We start from the raw sequence: 18,726 nt of genomic DNA, 5'->3' as shown, positions 1-18,726 counted from the left end.
CCCGCACGCCCGGATCCTGTTGCTTGCACAAATCGAACAGCAGCATTCATGATCCGCCCCGCCGACGTCTTCGCTCATCTCAGGCCAACCAACTACGAGAAGGTGTTGACTGGGCAAGGCCCCGACTTCATGCGGAGCGTCTTCGATCGGCGTAAGCGCGCCGCAAAGGCCGGCGCCGCGGTGCCGCCCGAGAAGGTGGAAGAGCTCAAGGAATAGACTGCGGCACTCGTCGATTGGACAGACACAACAGCAGCACCGATGACACCGGCGAGTTCGACGACAGCTCCGTCGAACCGGGTGTGTGGCGCTATGCGAAGGCCGCCCGGGCCAGCGTGATCATAGATGCGGCGGACTATTTCGAGCTCATGCAGCAGGCGATGCTCAAGGCGCAGCGCCGCATTTTGCTCATCGGCTGGGATTTCGATACCCGCATTCACCTGGGCAGGGGGCGCCGCTGGTGGCAGCGAGCCTGGAACCGGAGCCATCCCACGCGGCTCGGCAGCTTCATTCTGTGGCTCGGGCGCCACCGGGCGGACCTGGAAATTCGCATCCTCAAGTGGAGTCTGGGCTTCCTCAAATTCTTCAGCCGGGGGACGATGTTGGTCGATCTCGCGCGCTGGTGGCCGCACCGCCGGATCGATTTCAAGTTCGACACCAATCATCCGCTCGGCTGCAGCCACCACCAGAAAATCGTCGTGATCGACGACAAGGTCGCGGTGTGCGGCGGCATCGACATGACCTCGGAACGCTGGGACACGCGCGAGCATCGCGAAGAGGAGCCCGGAAGGCGCACGCCGCGTGGCAAACGCTACGGGCCCTGGCACGATGCGACGATGATGCTCGAAGGCGAGGTGGCGGCTGCGCTGGGCGAACTGGGGCGCGATCGCTGGCGTAGGGCTGGCGGCGACCCGCTCGGGCCGGCCGATTGCGATGGCCGCAGCGCATGGCCGGAGGCGCTGGACGCCCAGTTCACCGACGTGGAGATCGGCATCGCCCGCACCCGCGCGAAGCATGACGACGACCCGGGCGTGCACGAGATTTCGGCATTGTTTGCCAGCCAGATCGGCAAGGCGAAGAAGTTCATCTACGCGGAAAGCCAGTATTTCGCCTCACGAATAGTGTCCGAGGCGATCGGGCAGCGGCTTGCAGCAGACGATCCCCCGGAGGTGGTGATCGTCCATCCCAAGGACGCAGAGGGCTATATCGAGGAAAAGGCGATGGGCATGGCCCGTCACCGGCTGGTCCGCGCCCTTCAGGAACTGGACACGCGCGGACGGCTCCATTTCTACATCCCCTATACCGGGGAAACGCCGATCTACTGCCATGCGAAGCTGATGATCGTCGACGACACCTTGCTGCGGATCGGATCGGCCAATTTCAACAACCGCTCGATGGGTCTCGACAGCGAGTGCGACGTGTTCATCGATTGCGAGCGCCCCGCCAACGGACATTGTGGTGAGACGATTCGCGCGCTGCGCCATTCGTTGCTGGCCGAACATCTGGCCATCGAGGAGGGCGACGTCGGCGCCCTGCTCGAGAAGCACGGATCAATGGCCGCGATGATCGAGGCGCTCGGCGTCGACCGTCCGCGCAGCCTGCGCAAGCTGCATCTCGAGCAGATGAGCGACATCGAAAAGGAACTGGCCGACAGCGAACTGCTCGATCCGGAAACCCCGGAGGAAATGTTCGAATTGCTGACTGCGAGGAGACGTGGCCTTTTTCGCCGCCGGGGCCTAATGAGCCGGGCGATGGCGCGCAGGCGCCTGCGCAGCAGAGTGACAAGACGATGAGTAGCCTTGTTGGACCGGACGAAGACGACCCGCGCGGCAAGCCCGACGTGCCCGACGAGGTGCAAGAGGCGATCCGCACCCTGATCCGCTGGGCTGGCGACGATCCTGCGCGCGAAGGCCTGCTCGATACCCCCAAGCGTGTCGCCCGCGCGTGGAAGGAATACTGCCTCGGTTACACCGAGGATCCGGCCATCCACCTCAGCCGGGTGTTCGAGGAGGTCGGCGGCTACGACGAGATCGTGCTGCTCAAGGATATTCCGTTCCAGAGCCACTGCGAACACCACATGGCGCCGATCATCGGCAAGGCGGCGATCGCCTATCTGCCGACAAATCGCGTCGTCGGCATTTCCAAGCTGGCCCGCGTCCTGCACGGCTTCGCCCGGCGGTTGCAGATCCAGGAACGCCTCACTGCCGAGGTGGCGCAGTGCATCTGGGACAATCTCGAACCGCGCGGCGTTGCGGTGGTGATCGATGCCAGCCATGCCTGCATGACCGCACGCGGCGTTCGCACGCCCGGCGTCTCGATGGTCACCAGCCAGGTCATGGGCCTGTTTCGCAGCGACCATCGCAGCCGCGAGGAAGTGCTCAAGCTGATGGGCTATTGATGGATTACGTGGTCTTCGGGGGTTTGCCCAAATGAGTTCATTGCTGGTTCGCGGCGGCCGGAAGCTGACCGGACGGATCGAACCTTCCGCCAACAAGAACGCCGTGCTTCCCGTGCTTTGCGCCACGCTGCTGAGCGAGGCGCCGGTCACCTTGCGCAACGTGCCAGAGATCACCGACGTGCTGCGCATCGTCGATTTCTTCGGCGAAATCGGTTCGAGCGTCGAATGGGACAAGGCAGGCAAGGTTCTGCGGATCGATCATTCCACCATTGTCCCGGGGAGCGGGGCGCGGCTGCCACAGGCGATGCGTGCCTCGATCATGATGATCCCCGGCCTGATCACGCGCCTTGGCACCGTGCGGCTGGAGCACGCGGTCAAGGGCTGCACGCTCGGCGCGCGCGAGATCGACCCGCACGTCGCGGTGTTCCGCGCCTTCGGGGCCGAGGTTCGGCAGGACAGCAGCGAGATCGTCTTCACGGGCACGGGCAAGGGCGAGGCCACGCGAATGTGGCTCGAATATGCATCGGTCACGACGACCGAGAACTTCATTCTCTGCGCGCTGACCGTCCCGGGCACCAGCCAGATCGTCAACGCCGCGTGCGAACCGCACGTACAGGAAATGTGCGATTTTCTCGAACTGTGCGGCGCGAAGCTCAAGGGCAAGGGCACCTCGATGGTCAGCGTCGAAGGCGGCAAGAGCCTCGGCGGCGCCGATTACACGTTCAACGACGACTTCCACGAGATCGCCACCTTCCTCGCGCTGTCGGCGGTGACCGGGGGCGACATCGCCGTGCGCAACGGCTGCCCCGAACACTTCGGGCTGATCGATCAGACCTTTGCTAAGTTCGGCGCCGAGGTCGAGCACGCGGGCGGTTGGTCGCGTGTGCGCGCCACCGGCCCGCTCAAGGTGAAGGAGAACTTCACCAGCCACCTCATCACCAAGGTCGAGGCGGCGCCCTGGCCCTACATTCCGGCCGACCTGCTGCCGATCTTCATCGCGCTCGGCGTAAAGGCCGAAGGCCAGACGATGTTCTGGAACAAGGTCTACGAAGGCGGCCTGACCTGGCACACCGAGCTCAGTCTGTTCGGCGCCCACACCCTGCTGTGCGACCCGCACCGCCTGATCACCTTCGGCGGCGACAAGCTTGCCCCGGCCACCGTGACGAGCCCGTATATCATCCGCGTGGCCATCGCCCTGCTGATGGTGGCGAGCAGCATCGAGGGGGAATCGACCATCCTCGACGCCGACCCGATCAAGCGCGCGCACCCCGATTTCGTGAAGAACTTCGTCGCGCTGGGCGCCGACGTGCAGTGGATGGACTGAGCCAAATTTACCTCATGGAGTAAGTAGGATGAGTGCCACACCACGTCGACCGACCCCGCATGAGGCGGAATCGTAGTCGGGGAAGATGTCGATCGAGCTGACGAGACAACAGGATGGCTGTCGCGGCACAGCAGGCGCCCGCGAGCACATCGACGAAATAATGCCCCCCCATTGGAACGCTGGCCACCAGCATCGACGCGTTGAGAAGCGCCATCGGGTATCGAATTAGGCGAAATCGCCAAAATGCCCAAGCCAGCACAACGGCTCCGCAAGCGTGAAAGCTGGGAAAGGTCACCAGACCAGACAGTGTATGAATGCCGATCCTGCTGATTTCTCCAGAGCGCAGAGCTTCCAGCATGACGGGATAGTCCCAAGGCAGAGATACTTTACTACCCGGAATATCCGCCGGTGAAATCCCGAAGACGGAGTATGGTCCAAGAGCGGGCAGCCAGGCGAAAGGCAAGATACAGAGCAGCAACCCAATGCTAAGCGCTGCAAGGAGGTCGTCGAAATCCTTCGCTTTGCCGAACGTTAACGCCAGGAGGATGTAGAGATATGGCTGCCAGGTGAGCGAGGTGTATGCCAGCTGCAGGAGCGTTTGCAGCTCGGGCTCGGAGGGCAGCCAGAGCATAATTCTCTGCCAGTTCGCAAAAGGGAACAGGGCACGGTCGGCCGAGATTAGAAGATGATCGACGTAGGCGCCGCCATCGAGCGCCAACACCGCCGTGGCAAGGGAGGCGAGAATTCCTATGGCGAATAGCAACGCTGCAGAATGAACGCCCGCTGCCACTTTGGAATCGGGTTCGAAGACCCTCGTACAAATTCCCAGGGTGCTCACGATTGCGAGTAGCGCGAGCACAATATTGAGCCCGCCCGTGCCGTCGTAATTCCCACCTGAAAGCCAGCAGCCGCACACGATAATTCCGGTCATCACGCAAATGCAGGCGATCGGAGTCACGAATAGGAAACTTAGCATAGTTTGATCGGAATCTAGTCGGGCGTTCCTCAGTCGCATTCGTGCCTTATACGATGGAAGGGTAAACCAGGGGCTAAGGCGTGCGCATTCGCCGCTACTGAATGAAGAACGCTGCGCCGACGCAATCTTCATTCAACAATCAGCCGACTTTCGAGTTGTCCGAAACATCTGCTTCGCTCTGGTACCTTCAAGTCGCCGACTGAAGGCGAGCAGAATTAAGGGCGAGCCCACCATCCTCGACGCCGACCCGATCAAGCGCGCGCACCCCGATTTCGTGAAGAACTTCGTCGCGCTGGGCGCCGACGTGCAGTGGATGGACTAAGCCGCGGCGCACCACTGGTCGCCCGGCTCATGCACTCTATCGCTATCCTGGTTTTTCCCGGAACACCCGGGCGCTCCTTCGCTTGTAAAGGCACACCCTAACAAGAGGAGGATATCCATGGACAATTCGCACGACATCGACGTCACCAACGCCCTGATCGCGACCACGCTCGACAGCATGAAAGGCTATCGCGAGGCCGCGGAGCACAGCGAATCCGCGCAGCACAAGCAGTTCTTCCGCGAAATGTCGGAGGAGCGCAGCCAGGTCGCGGCCGACCTGCAGGCACACGTTCGCGCGCTGGGCGGCGAGGCGGAGGACGAAAGCTCCACCTCGGGCGCCGCGCACCGTACGTGGGTCGATCTCAAGGCGGCCGTGACCGGCCGCGACGAGAAGGCCATCGTCAACGAGGTCGAGCGCGGAGAGGATTACATCAAGGAAAAGTTCGAGGGCGCGATGAAGGACGACGACCTGTCCGCGCAAACGCGGGGTGCGATCGAGAAATGCTTCGGTTCGATCCGCAAGGGCCACGAACGGGCAAGCGCGATGAAGCACGCGATGGCCTGACCCGGCCCAGATTCGAATGAAAAAGGGCGCCTTGCGGCGCCCTTTTTTGTGCCCTCAAAGCTGGCCGAGCATATGCTCCGCGCTCGAGACCTTGAAATCGCCGGGTTCTTCGACGTTGAGCTCGGTCACCACGCCGTCGTCGACGATGGCCGACCAGCGCTGTCCGCGCTTGCCCATGCCGAAGCCCGAACCGTCCATCGTCAGGCCGAGCGCCTCGGCGAAATCGCCGTTGCCGTCGGCCAGCATGGTGATGTCGTCGGAGCCGGACGCCTTGTTCCACGCGCCCATCACGAAGGCATCGTTGACCGCGGTGGCGACAATCTCGTCGACGCCCTTGGCCTTGAGTTCGTCGGCCTTGCCGACGAAGCCCGGGAGATGCTTCGCCGAGCAGGTCGGCGTAAAGGCCCCGGGCACCGAGAACAGCGCCACCTTCTTGCCCTTGAAGTATTCGCCCGACTGGACCTTCTGCGGACCGTCCGCCGTGGCTTTGACCAGCGTCACGTCCGGCAGCTTGTCGCCCTTGGAAATCGTCATTGCAATAGTTCCTCCTGAATCCGTCCACCGCTGAGATAGGTCATCGCCCGACCCATGCAACCGAAACACCGCAGCGTTTGCGATATCCTCGCGCAATCGCTATGTCGGCGCGCAACAACGGCGAAGCATGGAGCCCCGGCGACGCCTTCACCACACTTCGGAGGAGTTACCCGCATGGCTACTGCCACTGCCGAGCACGACTATATCGTCAAGGACATCACCCTCGCCAAGTACGGGCGTGACGAGATCGAGATCGCCGAAACCGAGATGCCGGGCCTGATGGCGACGCGCGAGGAATACGGTGCCTCCAAGCCGCTCAAGGGCGCAAGGATTACCGGCTCGCTGCACATGACGATCCAGACCGCGGTGCTGATGGAAACGCTCAAGGAGCTGGGTGCCGAGCTGCGCTGGGCGACCTGCAACATCTTCTCGACCCAGGATCATGCCGCCGCGGCGATGGCCGAAGCGGGCATCCCGACTTTCGCGATCAAGGGCGAGAGCCTGGCCGATTACTGGGATTACGTCGGCAAGATCTTCGACTGGGGCGAGGACGAGACCTGCAACATGATCCTCGACGACGGCGGAGACGCCACGATGTTCGCGCTGTGGGGCGCGCGGATCGAAGCGGGCGAGGAAATGCCTGCGCCCGGCAATGCCGAGGAAATCGAGATGCAGCGCGCGCTCAAGGAATTCCTCAAGCGCAAGCCCGGCTACCTGACCGAAACGGTCAAGAACATCCACGGCGTCTCGGAAGAGACCACCACCGGCGTCCACCGCCTCTACAGCTTGGCCAAGCAGGGCAAGCTGCCGTTCCCGGCGATCAACGTGAACGACAGCGTGACCAAGTCGAAGTTCGACAACCTCTATGGTTGCAAGGAATCGCTGGTCGACGCGATCCGCCGCGCGACCGACGTGATGCTGGCCGGCAAGGTCGCCTGCGTCGCGGGCTTCGGCGACGTCGGCAAGGGCTCGGCCGATAGCCTCCGCAACGGCGGCGCTCGCGTGATGGTGACCGAAATCGATCCGATCTGCGCGCTGCAGGCGGCGATGGAGGGCTACGAAGTCGTGACGATGGAACAGGCCGTGAAGCGTGCCGACATCTTCGTCACCACGACCGGCAACGAGGACGTGATCACCGCTGAGCATATGAAGGCGATGAAACCGATGAGCATCGTGTGCAACATCGGCCACTTCGATTCCGAGATCCAGATCGGCGCGCTGTCGAACTACGACTGGAAGGAAATCAAGCCCGGCACGGACATCGTCACCTTCCCCGACGGCAAGCAGATCATCATCCTCGCCAAGGGCCGCCTGGTGAACCTGGGCTGCGCCACCGGCCACCCCAGCTTCGTCATGAGCTGTTCGTTCACCAACCAGGTGCTGGCCCAGATCGAGCTGTTCACCAAGGGCGACGAATACGACAACGACGTCTACGTGCTGCCCAAGCACCTCGACGAAAAGGTTGCCGCGCTGCACCTCGAAAAGCTCGGCGTGGCGCTGACCAAGCTCACCCAGAAGCAGGCCGACTATATCGGCGTGCCGGTCGAAGGCCCGTTCAAGCCGGACCATTACCGCTATTGAGCCATGCATCATCCCCTCCCGTCGCACGCGGGAGGGGATAGCCCGCACAGTCTGTTGCATCGCGCCCGCGCGGCTCATAGCTGCATAGCATGGAGCTCACTCCCACTGCGCTGGTCCTGCTCGGCCTCATGCTGGCCGCCTGGACTTTCGGCGCCGGCTGGCTGGCGCTCGCCGCGAGCAACAAGTCGCGCCAGGCCCGGGCGGCGCGTTCGAGCGCCCGGCGGCTTGCGCGGATGATGGAGGATTCGCCCGCGGTACCGCTGCTGGTCAGGGCGGACATGAAGATCGAAGGACCCGACAAGCTGGCCGGCTGGCTCGGCCTCGATAGCCTGCCGGGCTATCTCAGCGAATTGTCGGGCGGGGCGGGCGAAGATCGCGGGTTGGGCGAGTTCGCCATGGGCGAGCTGACCGAAGCGGTGCGCCGTACGCAGAAAACCGCGGCGCCGTTCCGCATGGTCGTGACCCCGCGCGGATCGGAGCGCAGCCTCGCGCTGCGCGGGCAGGTCGCCGATCCGGTCGTCGCACCGCCGGGAGCGGCGCTGGTGTGGTTTTTCGACTTTTCCGAGAGCCAGGGCGAACTCACCCGTCTTCGCGACGAAACCCAGAGGGCGCGCGACGACTTTGCCGCGCTCGTCGGTTTGATCGAAGCCGCGCCGATGCCGATGTGGTTTCGCGGGCCCGACATGAAATTGCGGCTGGTCAACAGCGCCTACGTCAAGGCGGTCGGGGCGGACAGCGCCGACTCCGTGGTCGACAAGCAGGTCGAGTTGATCGAGCGCGTCGACGGCCTCTCCGCGGCGCAGATCGCCGCGCAGGCGCGCGACAAGGACCTGCCGATCGAGCGCATCGTCCAGGCGACGGTCGGCAGCCAGCGCCGCACCTTGCGGGTGAGCGATCTGCCGCTCGGCGAGGAGGGTGTCGCCGGCTACGCCATCGACATCGAGGAAATGGAAGAGCAGTCGCGCGCCTTCCGCGCCTTTCGCGAAGCGCAGCGGCAAATGCTCGACCAGCTTTCGATCGGTGTCGCCCAGTTCGACGCCGAACAGCGGCTGTCGTTCTCCAACCAGCCGTTCCAGCGCCAGTTCTCGCTTCCGACCAACGTCGCGGTCGACCCGCCGAGCTTCGACCGCTTCCTCGATATCGCGCGCGACGCCGGCCGAGTGCCCGAAGTGCGCGATTTCCCCGCCTGGCGGCGCGAGCTGGGAGAATGGTTCGCTTCGGATGCGAGCCACGACGAGGCTTGGACGCTGAGCGACGGCACGCACCTGCGCGTCGTGGCCCAGCCTATGCCCGACGGCGGACTGGTGATGATTGCCGAGGATCGCACCGAACCGCTCGCGCTCTCGGCGATGCGCGACACGCTGCTGCGGACCCGCGCCGCGACCTTCGACAGCCTGTTCGAATCGCTGGCCGTATTCGCACCGGATGGGCGGATGCAGCTGTGGAACCGCCGCTTTGGCGCCATCTGGGGCCTGTCGGAGGATTTTCTCGACGAACACCCGCGAATCGACACCGTTCTCGAAAAGATCGCGCCACGGCTCGCCAGGCCGGGACAGCGCAAGGCGATCGGCGAAGTGGTGCGATCGGCCACGCTCGACCGCCAGCAACGCGGCGGCCAGGTAACCCTCACCGATGGCCGTACGCTCGAATTCGCCGGTGTGCCGCTGCCGGACGGCAATGGGTTGCTGACCGTGCTCGACGTTACCGACTCGAAGAAGGCGGAAGATGTGCTGCGCGAGCGCGCCTCCGCGCTCGAAGAGGCCGACGCGGTGAAGACCCGTTTCCTTGCCAACATGAGCTACGAGTTCCGCACCCCGCTGACCTCTATCGGCGGTTTTGCCGAACTGCTGCAGGGCGGGGTCGCCGGCGATCTCACTCCGCAGGCCCAGGAATATGTCGCCGCGATCATTTCCTCGGTCGAGCGCCTTTCGCAGCAGATCGAGACGGTGCTCGACCTGACCCAGAGCGAGGCCGGGCTGCTGCCGATCGCGACCGAGGAAATCGATCTGCTGTCCTTCGTCACGACCATCGTGCGCGAACGGGAAGACGCGATCGAAGGAAAGAAGCTGACGCTCGACCTGCGCGGCGACAAGGGCGCCGGAACGGTGCAAGCCGACAAGCGCCAGCTCGGCCGCGCGCTCGGCAATATCCTCGACAACGCTATCGCCGCGGTGCCCGAGGGCGGACGCATTCTAGTTGCGCTGTCGCGCGCCAAGCAGGGCGTGCGGATCGTCGTTTCGGATAATGGTCCGGGCATGAAGCCGAGCGAGCTGGCGCGCGCGCTGGAGGGCTATCGCATCGGCGCCGACGGCAAGGCGGCGGCGCGGCGCGGCGGCCTGGGTCTGCCGCTCGCCCGGCAGCTCATCGAGGCGCACGGCGGCCGGCTCGAGCTGCAGAGCGAGCAGGGTGCGGGCACCACCGCCACGATCATCCTGCCGTGACCATCGACCTGCCCGATCTTGCCGCGGTCGAGGGTCTGGGTGCGCGCATTGCCGCCAGACTGCGGCCGGGCGACGTGGTCGCGCTGAGCGGCGATCTCGGCGCAGGAAAGACCACGCTGGCGCGCGCCGTGATTGCCGCGCTCGGCCATCCGGGCGAAGTGCCGTCGCCGACCTTCACCATCGTCGAGAGCTACGACGCGCTCGATCCGCCGCTGGTTCATGCCGACTTTTACCGGCTGGGCCGCCCGAGCGAAGCAGCGGAATTGGGACTCGACGACTACCGCGAAGGGGCGGCGCTGCTCGCCGAATGGCCGGAAAAGGCCGGCGGTTTCGCCCACGAGCCGGCCTGCCTCTCGATCACGTTGGAAATTGCGGATCACGGCCGCAAGGCCGTTGTCGAAGGAGGCGCCAGTTGGCAAAGCCGCATGCCATGAGCGAACGTTTGCCGGCCGGCCTCGACGAATTCCTCGACCGCGCGGGGTGGGGCGGCAGTGCCGTCGAACCTCTCGCCGGCGATGCCAGCTTTCGGCGCTATTTCCGCATCCGCGACGGCGAGCGCAGCGCGATGTTGATGGACGCGCCGCCGCCGCAGGAGGACCCGGGTCCGTTTCTCGACGTCGGGGCCTGGCTTTCCCGCCATGGTCACCGCGCCCCGGCTATCCACGCCGAGGACCGCGGGCGCGGGCTGGTGCTGATCGAGGACTTCGGCGCGGACCGGATGCGCGACTGGCTCGACGATCACCCCGACGCCGAAGCAGCGACCTACCGGCAGGCGATTGATGCGCTGATCAGCCTGCATGATTCGCCGCCCGGGCCCTTTCCGGCGTACGACATGGCGACGTACCAGCGCGAGGCGGCACTGTTGCCCGAATGGTATGCTCCGGCGGTTGGAATCGAGGTCGACGTCGCGGGATACTCCGCGGCTTGGGACGAAGTCCTGAACCCGATGCTGCCGCGCCAAGACCCCGGCGTGACGGTGCTACGCGATTACCACGCCGAGAACATCATGCTGCTGCGCGACGGCAAGCAGGGGCTGATCGACTTCCAGGATGCGCTGGTCGGGCACCGCGCATACGATCTCGTCAGCTTGCTGCAAGACGCTCGCCGCGATGTCTCCGAAGACCTCGAGCAGGCGATGCTTGATCACTATCTGGCGCAGGTCGATGCGGGGCCGGACTTCCTGGCCGATTATGCCCGGCTCGGGGCGCAGCGAAATGCCAAGATCGTCGGCATCTTCGTGCGGCTGTGGAAGCGCGACGGGAAGGCGCACTATCTCGGCTACATTCCGCGCGTGTGGGACGCTCTCGAACGGGACCTGAAGCATCCGGCGCTGGCCCCGGTCGCCGAATGGTTCGACGCCAATATCCCGCAACAAATCCGTGACACGCGGGGCGGGGAACTGATGTGAGCAAGCTGGCGTCCGATACCGCGATGGTGCTCGCCGCGGGGCTTGGCAAGCGAATGCGCCCACTCACCGCCAGCCAGCCAAAGCCGCTCGTTCGTGTCGCCGGGAAGGCGCTGATCGATCACGCGCTCGACCGGCTCGCCGAAGCGGGTGTGGCCAAGGCCGTGGTCAACGTCCACTACCTCGCCGACGCGCTCGAAGCACACGTCATGGCGCGAAAGGCGCCGCAGGTAACCGTCTCGGACGAGCGCGAGAAGCTCATGGAAACCGGCGGCGGGATGATCCAAGCCCTGCCGCTGCTGCCCGACCCGTTCTTCGCCATCAACAGCGACAACATCTGGCTCGAAGGGCCGCGCGATGCCTTCCACGACCTGTCGCAAGCGTGGGACCCCGAAAGGATGGACGCGCTGCTGCTGTTGGTCCCGCACCGTGCGGCGCACAACTTTCGCGGCAAGGGCGATTTCCATATGACCGCCGACGGCCGGATCACCCGGCGTCGCTCGGGGCGGATCGCGCCGTTCATCTTTTCGGGCATCCAATTGGTCAGCCATCGCTTGCTGCGCGATGCGCCCGAGGGCCCGTTTTCGACCAACGTCCTGTGGTCGCGCGCGATCGAGGAAGCGCGGCTCTACGGCATCGCCTTTACGGGCCAGTGGTTCGAAGTCGGGACGCCCGCTGCAATTGCGCCGACCGAGGCCGCTCTGCGGGATGGCTGATCGCCCAGGCCCGCAAGTCTATTCGATCGCTGCACACCGCGGCTTTGCCGATGCGCTGGTCGCCGGCCTCCTACCGCGCTATTCCCAGCCCGACGTCGGCCTCGCCCGGCTGACGCTGCTCCTGCCGAGTAGCCGCGCGGCGCGAACCGTGACCGAGGCCTTCATTCGCCTGTCCGGAAACGGCCTGCTGATGCCGCGCATGGCGGTGGTTGGCGACCTCGACCTCGACGAAACGCTGGGCGCGCTGCTCGACCCGCTCGGCGCGGGCGCGGCCATTGCGCCGGCGGCCGACCCGATGCGGCGGCTGTTCCGACTGGCGCAGGCGATTCCCGACGCGATGAGCGCCCTCGGGCGCGAGGCGCCGAGCGGGGCGGCGCGGCTGCGCATGGCCGGCCAGATCGCCACCGCCATCGACCGGCTGCTGGTCGAAGACATCGATCCGGCAGCGCTGTGGCAGGAGCGGGTTGCGCAGGTCCTTGCCGAGATGAGTGGGCACTGGGTCGAAAACACCAAGGTCTTCTACGCCGTGCAGCAGATGTGGGCGGCCGAACTGCGCGCGCGGGGCGAAGTCGATGCCGCCACCCGGCGCAATCGCCTGTTCGCGCACGCGGCCGAGCGGTGGCGCAGCGATCCTCCGAAGACGCCGATCGTCGCCGCCGGCGTGACCAGCGCAGCGCCGGCGCTCGCCGGGCTGCTGCGCGTTGTATCGGAGCTGCCGGGAGGTGCGGTCATCCTGCCCGACCTCGACCTGTCGATGGATCCCGCGGTGTGGGACGAACTCGGCCATGCCGGCGCGCCCGAGGCCGACCCGCCGCTGGCCAGGGGCGATGCCGTCACCCATCCGCAGTACCACCTCAAGCTTCTGCTCAACCGAATGGGAGTGAACCGCAGCGAAATCCAGCCGTGGCACCGCGCCGGACTGGGCAAGGGACCGCCCGAGCGCAGCCATGCGATTTCGAACCTGTTCCTCCCTCCAGAGGCTTCGAAAGGCTGGGTCGATCTTCCCGCCGACAAGCGCCGGCTGGCGGGCGTGCGCCTGCTCGAGACGGCGAATCCGGAAGAGGAGGCGCAGGCCATCGCGCTGCTGGTGCGGCAGGCCGTCGCCGAGCCGGAGCGGCGGGTGGCCGTCGTCACGCCCGACCGCGGTCTGGCGCGGCGAGTGGTCCATCATCTCCGGCGCTGGAATATCGAGGCCGACGATTCGGCCGGGCGCCCGCTGTCGCAGACTGCGGCAGGACGGCTGTTTTTGCTGCTCGCCGAAGTCGGCGCAGAGCAGGCCGCGCCGGTGCCGCTGATGGCGCTGCTCGAACATCCGCTGGTGCGGCTCGGCGACGAGCGCGGGGCGTGGCTCGACCGCGCCCGCGTGCTCGAACTGCAACTGCGCGGTCCGCGCCCCGCGCCCGGGCTCGAGCCGCTGCGCGAAACGGCAACCGAGGCTGCGGTTGCGGACTGGTGGAGCGAGGTCGAGACGATCCTCGCCCCGCTGATGGACGAATCCGAGGCCCGGCTCGCCGATCTGCTCGACCGAATGGTTGCGGCGGGCGAGGCGCTAGCCGGGGAGAACCTTTGGGCCCGCGAGGACGGGCGGGCGCTCTCGGCGCTGGTCGAGGACCTGCGCCTCCATGCCGGCGAAGCAGGCTTCGTGCTCGCGCCCGGCCAACTGCCCGCCGCGCTGCGCGATCTGCTCGAAGCCGTGGCCGTGCGGCCCCCCTACGGCGGTCACCCCCGCGTCGCCATCTACGGTCTGCTCGAAGCGCGCATGACCCGAGCCGACCTTGTGATCTGCGCCGGGCTCAACGAAGGCACCTGGCCGGCGACCCCGGCGCTCGACCCGCTGCTTGCTCCCGCGGTCCTGCGCGCGCTCGGTGTGCCCGGGCCCGATTTTCGAATCGGCCTGTCGGCGCACGACCTCGCAGCCCTGCTGGGAGCGCCCGAGGTCGTGCTCAGCCGCTCCGCCCGCGACGTCCAGGGCCCGGCGATCCCGAGCCGCTTTCTGCTGCGCGTCAGGGCGCTGCTCGGGCGCAAGATGTCCGACGAGGCGGCCGACATGACCACGCTGGCGCTCGCCCGTGCGCTCGACGATGCGAAGCCGGCGCCGCGCTATTCGCGGCCGCAGCCGATGCCCCGCGAAGATCAGCGCCGCGTGCGGATCAGCGTCACCGCGCTCGACCGGCTGCGCTCCGATCCCTACCAGTTCTACGCCTCGGCCATCCTGCGTCTCAAGCCGCTCGACGCGCTCGATGCCGAGCCTACGCCGGCATGGCGCGGTACGGCGGCGCACGAGGTGCTCGAGACGTGGCACAAGACCGGCCGGCCGATGGCCGAGGTGGCCGAGGAGGTTCTCGAGCAGATGAACCACCACCCGCTGATGCGCGCGCTGTGGCGGCCGCGACTGATGAAGGCACTTGAATGGGTCGAGACCATGATTGCCGCTCACCCCGAGCGCAAGCCGGTGTTGTTCGAGGAATGGGGCGCGATGCTGGTTCGCGGCATCGAGATCTTCGGCAAGGCCGACCGGATCGATCGCTTCGCAGACGGCACGCTGGCGATCGTCGACTACAAGACCGGCCAGCCGCCGAGCGGGCGACAGGTCGAGAACGGCTATGCCCTGCAGCTCGGCACGACGGGCCTTATGGCTGAACGCGGCGGGTTCAAGGACGTTGCCGGGCCACCGACGGCGTTCGAATACTGGTCGCTGGCCAAGTCCCCCAAGAGCGAAACCGGCTTCGGCTATGTCGCCACGCCGATTCTCACGGGCAACAAGCGCTCCGGCATCCCGCTCGACGACTTCCTGCCCGAGGCGAAACGCTTCCTCGACGAAGCTCTCGACAGATGGATCCTTGGACAAGAACCGTTCACCGCGCGGCTCAACCCCGATGCGCCGGGCTATGACACCTATGACCAGCTGATGCGCCTCGACGAGTGGCTTGGGCGGGAAGACGGCGAATGAGCGGCCGGGTCCATCCGCTCAAGGACGAGCAGGCCCTGGCGGTCGACCCGCGCGACAGCGTCTGGCTTTCCGCCAGCGCCGGGACCGGCAAGACGCAGGTGCTCTCGGCGCGGGTCCTGCGGCTGCTGCTGACGCCGGGTGTCGAGCCCGGGCAGATTCTGTGCCTGACCTTCACCAAGGCGGGTGCCGCCGAGATGGCGACCCGCGTCAACGAAGTGCTCGCCGATTGGGTGCGGATGGACGAGACGCTGCTGGCGGCCGACCTCCACGCCATCGGCGCGAAGGGCACGCCCGAGGAACTGAGCCTCGCCCGCTCGCTGTTCACCAGGGTGCTCGACTGCCCGGGCGGAGGCCTGCGGATCGACACCATTCACGCGTTCTCGCAATGGCTGCTCGCCGCCTTTCCCGAGGAGGCCGAACTGGTCCCCGGCACCAAGCCGATGGAGGATCGCGACAAGGATCTGCTCGCTCACCAGGTGCTCGCCGACTTGCTGGTCGACTGGGAGGAGCAGGGCGACAGCGCGATGCACGGCGCATTGTCGGAGCTGTCCGTGCGGATGGGACCGGACGGGGTGCGCGCCTGGCTGATGCGCTGCGCCGAGGCGCGCGAGGCATGGTTCGGCCCGGGCGGCTGGCAGGAGCCGCTGCACGAGCGCGTGCGCACGTTGATCGGATTGCCCAGCGATGCCGGGCCGCATTTGCTCGAAGCGCTGTGCGCCGACGATGCGTTCGATTGCGACGCGCTGCGCGAATGCCTCGCCACGCTTTCCGGCTGGAACACCGCGACCGGACGCGAGGGCGCAGCGGCTGCAGAAGCATGGCTCGCGCTCGACCCGGCCACCCGGGCGGAGGCAATCGAGAGCTTTTCCGGCACGCTCTTCAACAAGACCGGTTTCGCCTCGCCCGACCGGGTCGGCAAACAGCTAGGCAACATCACAAAGCGCGATCCGGGATACGAGGAAAAGCTCCGCAGGGTCGGCGAAAGCTTGCAGAAGGTCATCGACTGCCGCGCGTTGCTGGGTCTGGTCGACCTGCTCGTTCCGGCGCTGACCATCGGCCGCCGCTTCGCCATCGCCTGGGACGCGGCGAAAACCCGCGAAGGGCTGATCGACTTCGACGACCAGATCCGCCGCGCCGCCGCGCTACTCAGCGACAAGGCCCTGTCGGACTGGATCCGCTACAAGCTCGACCGCCAGTTCGACCACATCCTGATCGACGAGGCGCAGGACACCAACGCGGCGCAGTGGTCGATCATCGATGCGCTGACGGGCGACTTCTTCGCCGGCGAAGGGCAGGCCGACGGCAAATTGCGGACCATCTTCGTGGTCGGCGATTACAAGCAGGCGATCTTCCGGTTCCAGGGGACCAGCCCGGAGAATTTCGAGGCGGCGCGACAGCGCTACAAGCAGATATTGGCCGGCCTTGCAGCGAACAATCCCGCCGCCCGCGCACTGCGGGATTATGGTCTCGGCCGCTCGTTCCGCACGGCTCAGGCGGTGCTCGATTTCGTCGATGCCGCGATTAGGGAAATCGGCCATGCCGCGTTCGGATTGACGAGCCCGCCCGATCCGCACGTCGGAGATCAGCGGCCCGGCCTGGTCGCGCTTTGGCAGCCGGTTGGCGCTGCGGCCGAAGACGATCCCGACGAGGGCCCCGACGAAGAGGCGCCCGACACCTGGTTGCCCGGCCCCGAACGGCGCATGGCCGACAAGATCGCCGCGCAGGTCAAGCGCTGGCTGACCACCGAACCGATCGCGCTGGTCAAGGGCGGCAAGCGCAATGCGGGGCCGGGCGACATCATGGTGCTCGTGCGCAAGCGCCGCGAGCTGGCGGGCCTGATCGTCGCGCGGCTTCACGCCGCCGGTGTGCCGGTGGCGGGTGTCGACCGGTTGCGGCTCGGCGCGCCGCTGGCGGTCAAGGACTTGATGGCAGCATTGCGTTTCGCCGCGCAGCCGCTCGACGACCTCAGCTTGGCGGGGCTGCTGGTCAGTCCGTTGATCGGGTGGACGCAGGAGCAGCTGCTCGAATTCGCCTATCGGCCGGACAAGACTGCGCTGTGGGACCACTTGCGCAAATCGCGCGAACCCGAAGCGATGCGGGTGGCGGATATGCTAAGAGACTTGCTGCGGCGGGCCGATTTCGAGCCGCCGCAGGCGCTGTTGCACTGGATGCTGGCCGGGCCGTGGCAGGGGCGGCGCCGGCTCGTCGCCCGGCTCGGGCGCGAGGCCAACGACCCCATCGACGAACTGCTCAACGCCGCGCTGAGCTTTTCGGGGGTCCATACCCCGAGCCTGCAGGGCTTCATCCTCTGGTGCGATGCCGGCGAGGGCGAGCTCAAGCGCGAGGCGGGGGCAGGCGAGGGGCTGGTGCGGGTGATGACCGTGCACGGCTCGAAGGGCCTGCAGGCCCCGATCGTTATCCTTGCCGATGCGACCGGCAATCCGGACAGCTCGCCCACGCGCGGGCTGTCGCTGGCCGAGGAACTGCCGGGCGGGGAAGGGCGCACGCTGCCGTTGCCCCCGCTGACCAAGGAAGAGAAAGCCGGGCGCGTCTCCGAAGCAGAAGCCGAGGCCGCCAAGGCGGAACGACAGGAGCACTGGCGGCTGCTCTACGTCGCCATGACCCGCGCCGAGGAGGCTCTGTTCGTCGGCGGTGCTCTGGGCGCGCGCGAGGAAGAGCCGGCCGAAGATTCGTGGTATGCGCGACTTTCCAAAGTCATCGATGCCGTGGCGCTCGCAGACCCGGTATGGGGCTGGCGTCTCGAACAGGGCGAGCGCGCGCCGGTGCACGCCAATGCAGCCGATGGAACGGAGATCGAATCGCCGGCGCTCCCCGACTGGGCAATGCAACCCGTCGGCCCCGAACCGCGTCCGCCGCGCCCGCTTGCGCCGAGCGCCGCCGGACAGGACGAGGGGGCCGACCCGCCGTTCCCCCCGGGCTCGGATGGTTTTGCGGCGCGCCGCGGCGTGCTTATCCATCGCCTGCTCGAACGTCTGCCCGAAGTGCCGCCCTTGCTCCGCGCGAGCACGGCGCGCGACTGGCTCGCGCGGCAGGCGTCGGAATTCGACGAGTCCGAGCGCGAGTCGATTCTGGCCCCGGCGCTGGCGGTCCTCGACGAGCCCGGTTGGGCCGAGATATTCGGACCCGATGCGCTTGCCGAGGTTCCGCTGGCTGCGACGGTCGACGGGCAGATTGTCGCCGGCACAGCTGACCGGCTGCTGGTCGAGCGGGACCGCGTGCTGGTGGTCGATTTCAAGACTGCGCGGCGCCCGCCTTCAGGCCTGGCCGAGGTCCCGGTCGCGACCCTGCGGCAGATGGCGGCCTATGCCGCGGCGCTGGCGGCGATCTACACGGGGCGCCGGATCGAGGCGGCCGTGCTTTACACCCAGGTCCCGCTGCTGGTGGCGATACCGCCCGCGCTGCTCGCCGAACACAAGGCGGCGTTATCGCCCGGCTAGCAAAGCTATCCAAGCGCAACCGTTGCAACTGGCCGGGTGCGACCTAGATTGACGGCAATC

The 18,726-nt window shown here is 66.5% G+C and carries 14 protein-coding genes; 12 read left to right on the top strand and 2 right to left on the bottom strand.

The features are described 5' to 3' along the window. The first annotated feature begins 48 nt into the window (after positions 1-48). From Q7I88_RS12585 to Q7I88_RS12570, 4 genes are read left to right on the top strand one after another with little or no spacing between them, the layout of a single operon-like run. Entirely contained in the window at positions 49-216 is a 168-nt protein-coding gene (locus Q7I88_RS12585; RefSeq protein ID WP_305096264.1) for a hypothetical protein, read from the top strand. 17 nt (positions 217-233) lie between these two features. Next, the gene (locus Q7I88_RS12580; protein ID WP_369426056.1) at positions 234-1,790 is read left to right on the top strand and encodes a phospholipase D-like domain-containing protein; all 1,557 of its coding nucleotides are present in this window, start codon (positions 234-236) and stop codon (positions 1,788-1,790) included. Beyond that, positions 1,787-2,395, top strand: a complete 609-nt coding sequence (gene folE, locus Q7I88_RS12575) for a GTP cyclohydrolase I FolE (protein WP_305096263.1) — start codon at positions 1,787-1,789, stop codon at positions 2,393-2,395. The genes Q7I88_RS12580 and folE overlap by 4 nt, the downstream gene beginning before the upstream one ends. Before the next feature lie 31 nt (positions 2,396-2,426). Continuing rightward, on the top strand, positions 2,427-3,719 hold the full coding sequence (locus tag Q7I88_RS12570) for a UDP-N-acetylglucosamine 1-carboxyvinyltransferase (protein ID WP_305096262.1): 1,293 nt from the start codon (positions 2,427-2,429) through the stop codon (positions 3,717-3,719). 7 nt (positions 3,720-3,726) lie between these two features. Here the strand turns inward: Q7I88_RS12570 and Q7I88_RS12565 are convergent, their stop codons facing one another. Then, positions 3,727-4,650 (bottom strand): phosphatase PAP2 family protein, encoded by a 924-nt coding sequence (locus Q7I88_RS12565; RefSeq protein ID WP_305096261.1) that lies wholly within the window; start codon positions 4,648-4,650, stop codon positions 3,727-3,729. Between the two features lie 484 nt (positions 4,651-5,134). Here Q7I88_RS12565 and Q7I88_RS12560 point away from each other — a divergent pair, with 484 nt between their 5' ends. Next, complete coding sequence (locus Q7I88_RS12560) at positions 5,135-5,581, top strand: ferritin-like domain-containing protein (protein ID WP_305096260.1); 447 nt, start codon at positions 5,135-5,137, stop codon at positions 5,579-5,581. 54 nt (positions 5,582-5,635) lie between these two features. Here Q7I88_RS12560 and Q7I88_RS12555 read toward each other — a convergent pair whose 3' ends face one another. Beyond that, positions 5,636-6,115, bottom strand: coding sequence for a peroxiredoxin (locus Q7I88_RS12555; RefSeq protein WP_305096259.1), 480 nt, complete (start codon positions 6,113-6,115; stop codon positions 5,636-5,638). A 174-nt stretch (positions 6,116-6,289) separates the two neighbouring features. Between Q7I88_RS12555 and ahcY the strand changes: the two genes are divergently transcribed. The 7 genes from ahcY (at position 6,290) to addA (ending at position 18,666) form a co-directional block, all read left to right on the top strand. Next, positions 6,290-7,696: an adenosylhomocysteinase gene (ahcY, locus tag Q7I88_RS12550; RefSeq protein ID WP_305096258.1), complete on the top strand. Its 1,407-nt coding sequence runs from the start codon at positions 6,290-6,292 to the stop codon at positions 7,694-7,696. 89 nt (positions 7,697-7,785) lie between these two features. Further along, positions 7,786-10,137 carry a sensor histidine kinase gene (locus Q7I88_RS12545; protein ID WP_305096257.1) on the top strand — a complete coding sequence of 784 codons (2,352 nt, stop codon included), beginning with the start codon at positions 7,786-7,788 and terminating at the stop codon, positions 10,135-10,137. Next, positions 10,134-10,571 (top strand): tRNA (adenosine(37)-N6)-threonylcarbamoyltransferase complex ATPase subunit type 1 TsaE, encoded by a 438-nt coding sequence (gene tsaE, locus Q7I88_RS12540; RefSeq protein ID WP_305096256.1) that lies wholly within the window; start codon positions 10,134-10,136, stop codon positions 10,569-10,571. Before Q7I88_RS12545 ends, tsaE begins: the two co-directional genes overlap by 4 nt. Beyond that, positions 10,568-11,545 (top strand): aminoglycoside phosphotransferase family protein, encoded by a 978-nt coding sequence (locus Q7I88_RS12535; RefSeq protein WP_305096255.1) that lies wholly within the window; start codon positions 10,568-10,570, stop codon positions 11,543-11,545. Before tsaE ends, Q7I88_RS12535 begins: the two co-directional genes overlap by 4 nt. Continuing rightward, positions 11,542-12,258 carry a nucleotidyltransferase family protein gene (locus Q7I88_RS12530; protein ID WP_305096254.1) on the top strand — a complete coding sequence of 239 codons (717 nt, stop codon included), beginning with the start codon at positions 11,542-11,544 and terminating at the stop codon, positions 12,256-12,258. Before Q7I88_RS12535 ends, Q7I88_RS12530 begins: the two co-directional genes overlap by 4 nt. After that, complete coding sequence (locus tag Q7I88_RS12525) at positions 12,251-15,208, top strand: PD-(D/E)XK nuclease family protein (RefSeq protein WP_305096253.1); 2,958 nt, start codon at positions 12,251-12,253, stop codon at positions 15,206-15,208. Before Q7I88_RS12530 ends, Q7I88_RS12525 begins: the two co-directional genes overlap by 8 nt. Continuing rightward, positions 15,205-18,666 (top strand): double-strand break repair helicase AddA, encoded by a 3,462-nt coding sequence (gene addA, locus Q7I88_RS12520; protein ID WP_305096252.1) that lies wholly within the window; start codon positions 15,205-15,207, stop codon positions 18,664-18,666. Before Q7I88_RS12525 ends, addA begins: the two co-directional genes overlap by 4 nt. Positions 18,667-18,726 lie beyond the last annotated feature (60 nt).

Origin of the sequence: Croceibacterium aestuarii, assembly GCF_030657335.1 — a bacterium.
Lineage (GTDB): Bacteria > Pseudomonadota > Alphaproteobacteria > Sphingomonadales > Sphingomonadaceae > Croceibacterium_B > Croceibacterium_B aestuarii.
The sequence above is the reverse complement of the archived record's forward strand: the minus strand, read 5'-3'. Positions and strand labels throughout refer to the sequence as shown.

Excerpts from the sequence above, each read along its gene's own strand:
- Q7I88_RS12585 (WP_305096264.1), top strand. The coding sequence starts at position 49 with ATGATCCGCCCCGCCGACGTCTTCGCTCATCTCAGGCCAACCAACTAC.
- folE (WP_305096263.1), top strand. The coding sequence starts at position 1,787 with ATGAGTAGCCTTGTTGGACCGGACGAAGACGACCCGCGCGGCAAGCCC.
- Q7I88_RS12570 (WP_305096262.1), top strand. The coding sequence starts at position 2,427 with ATGAGTTCATTGCTGGTTCGCGGCGGCCGGAAGCTGACCGGACGGATC.
- Q7I88_RS12565 (WP_305096261.1), bottom strand. The coding sequence starts at position 4,650 with ATGACCGGAATTATCGTGTGCGGCTGCTGGCTTTCAGGTGGGAATTAC.
- Q7I88_RS12560 (WP_305096260.1), top strand. The coding sequence starts at position 5,135 with ATGGACAATTCGCACGACATCGACGTCACCAACGCCCTGATCGCGACC.
- Q7I88_RS12555 (WP_305096259.1), bottom strand. The coding sequence starts at position 6,115 with ATGACGATTTCCAAGGGCGACAAGCTGCCGGACGTGACGCTGGTCAAA.
- ahcY (WP_305096258.1), top strand. The coding sequence starts at position 6,290 with ATGGCTACTGCCACTGCCGAGCACGACTATATCGTCAAGGACATCACC.
- Q7I88_RS12545 (WP_305096257.1), top strand. The coding sequence starts at position 7,786 with ATGGAGCTCACTCCCACTGCGCTGGTCCTGCTCGGCCTCATGCTGGCC.
- Q7I88_RS12535 (WP_305096255.1), top strand. The coding sequence starts at position 10,568 with ATGAGCGAACGTTTGCCGGCCGGCCTCGACGAATTCCTCGACCGCGCG.
- Q7I88_RS12525 (WP_305096253.1), top strand. The coding sequence starts at position 12,251 with ATGGCTGATCGCCCAGGCCCGCAAGTCTATTCGATCGCTGCACACCGC.
- addA (WP_305096252.1), top strand. The coding sequence starts at position 15,205 with ATGAGCGGCCGGGTCCATCCGCTCAAGGACGAGCAGGCCCTGGCGGTC.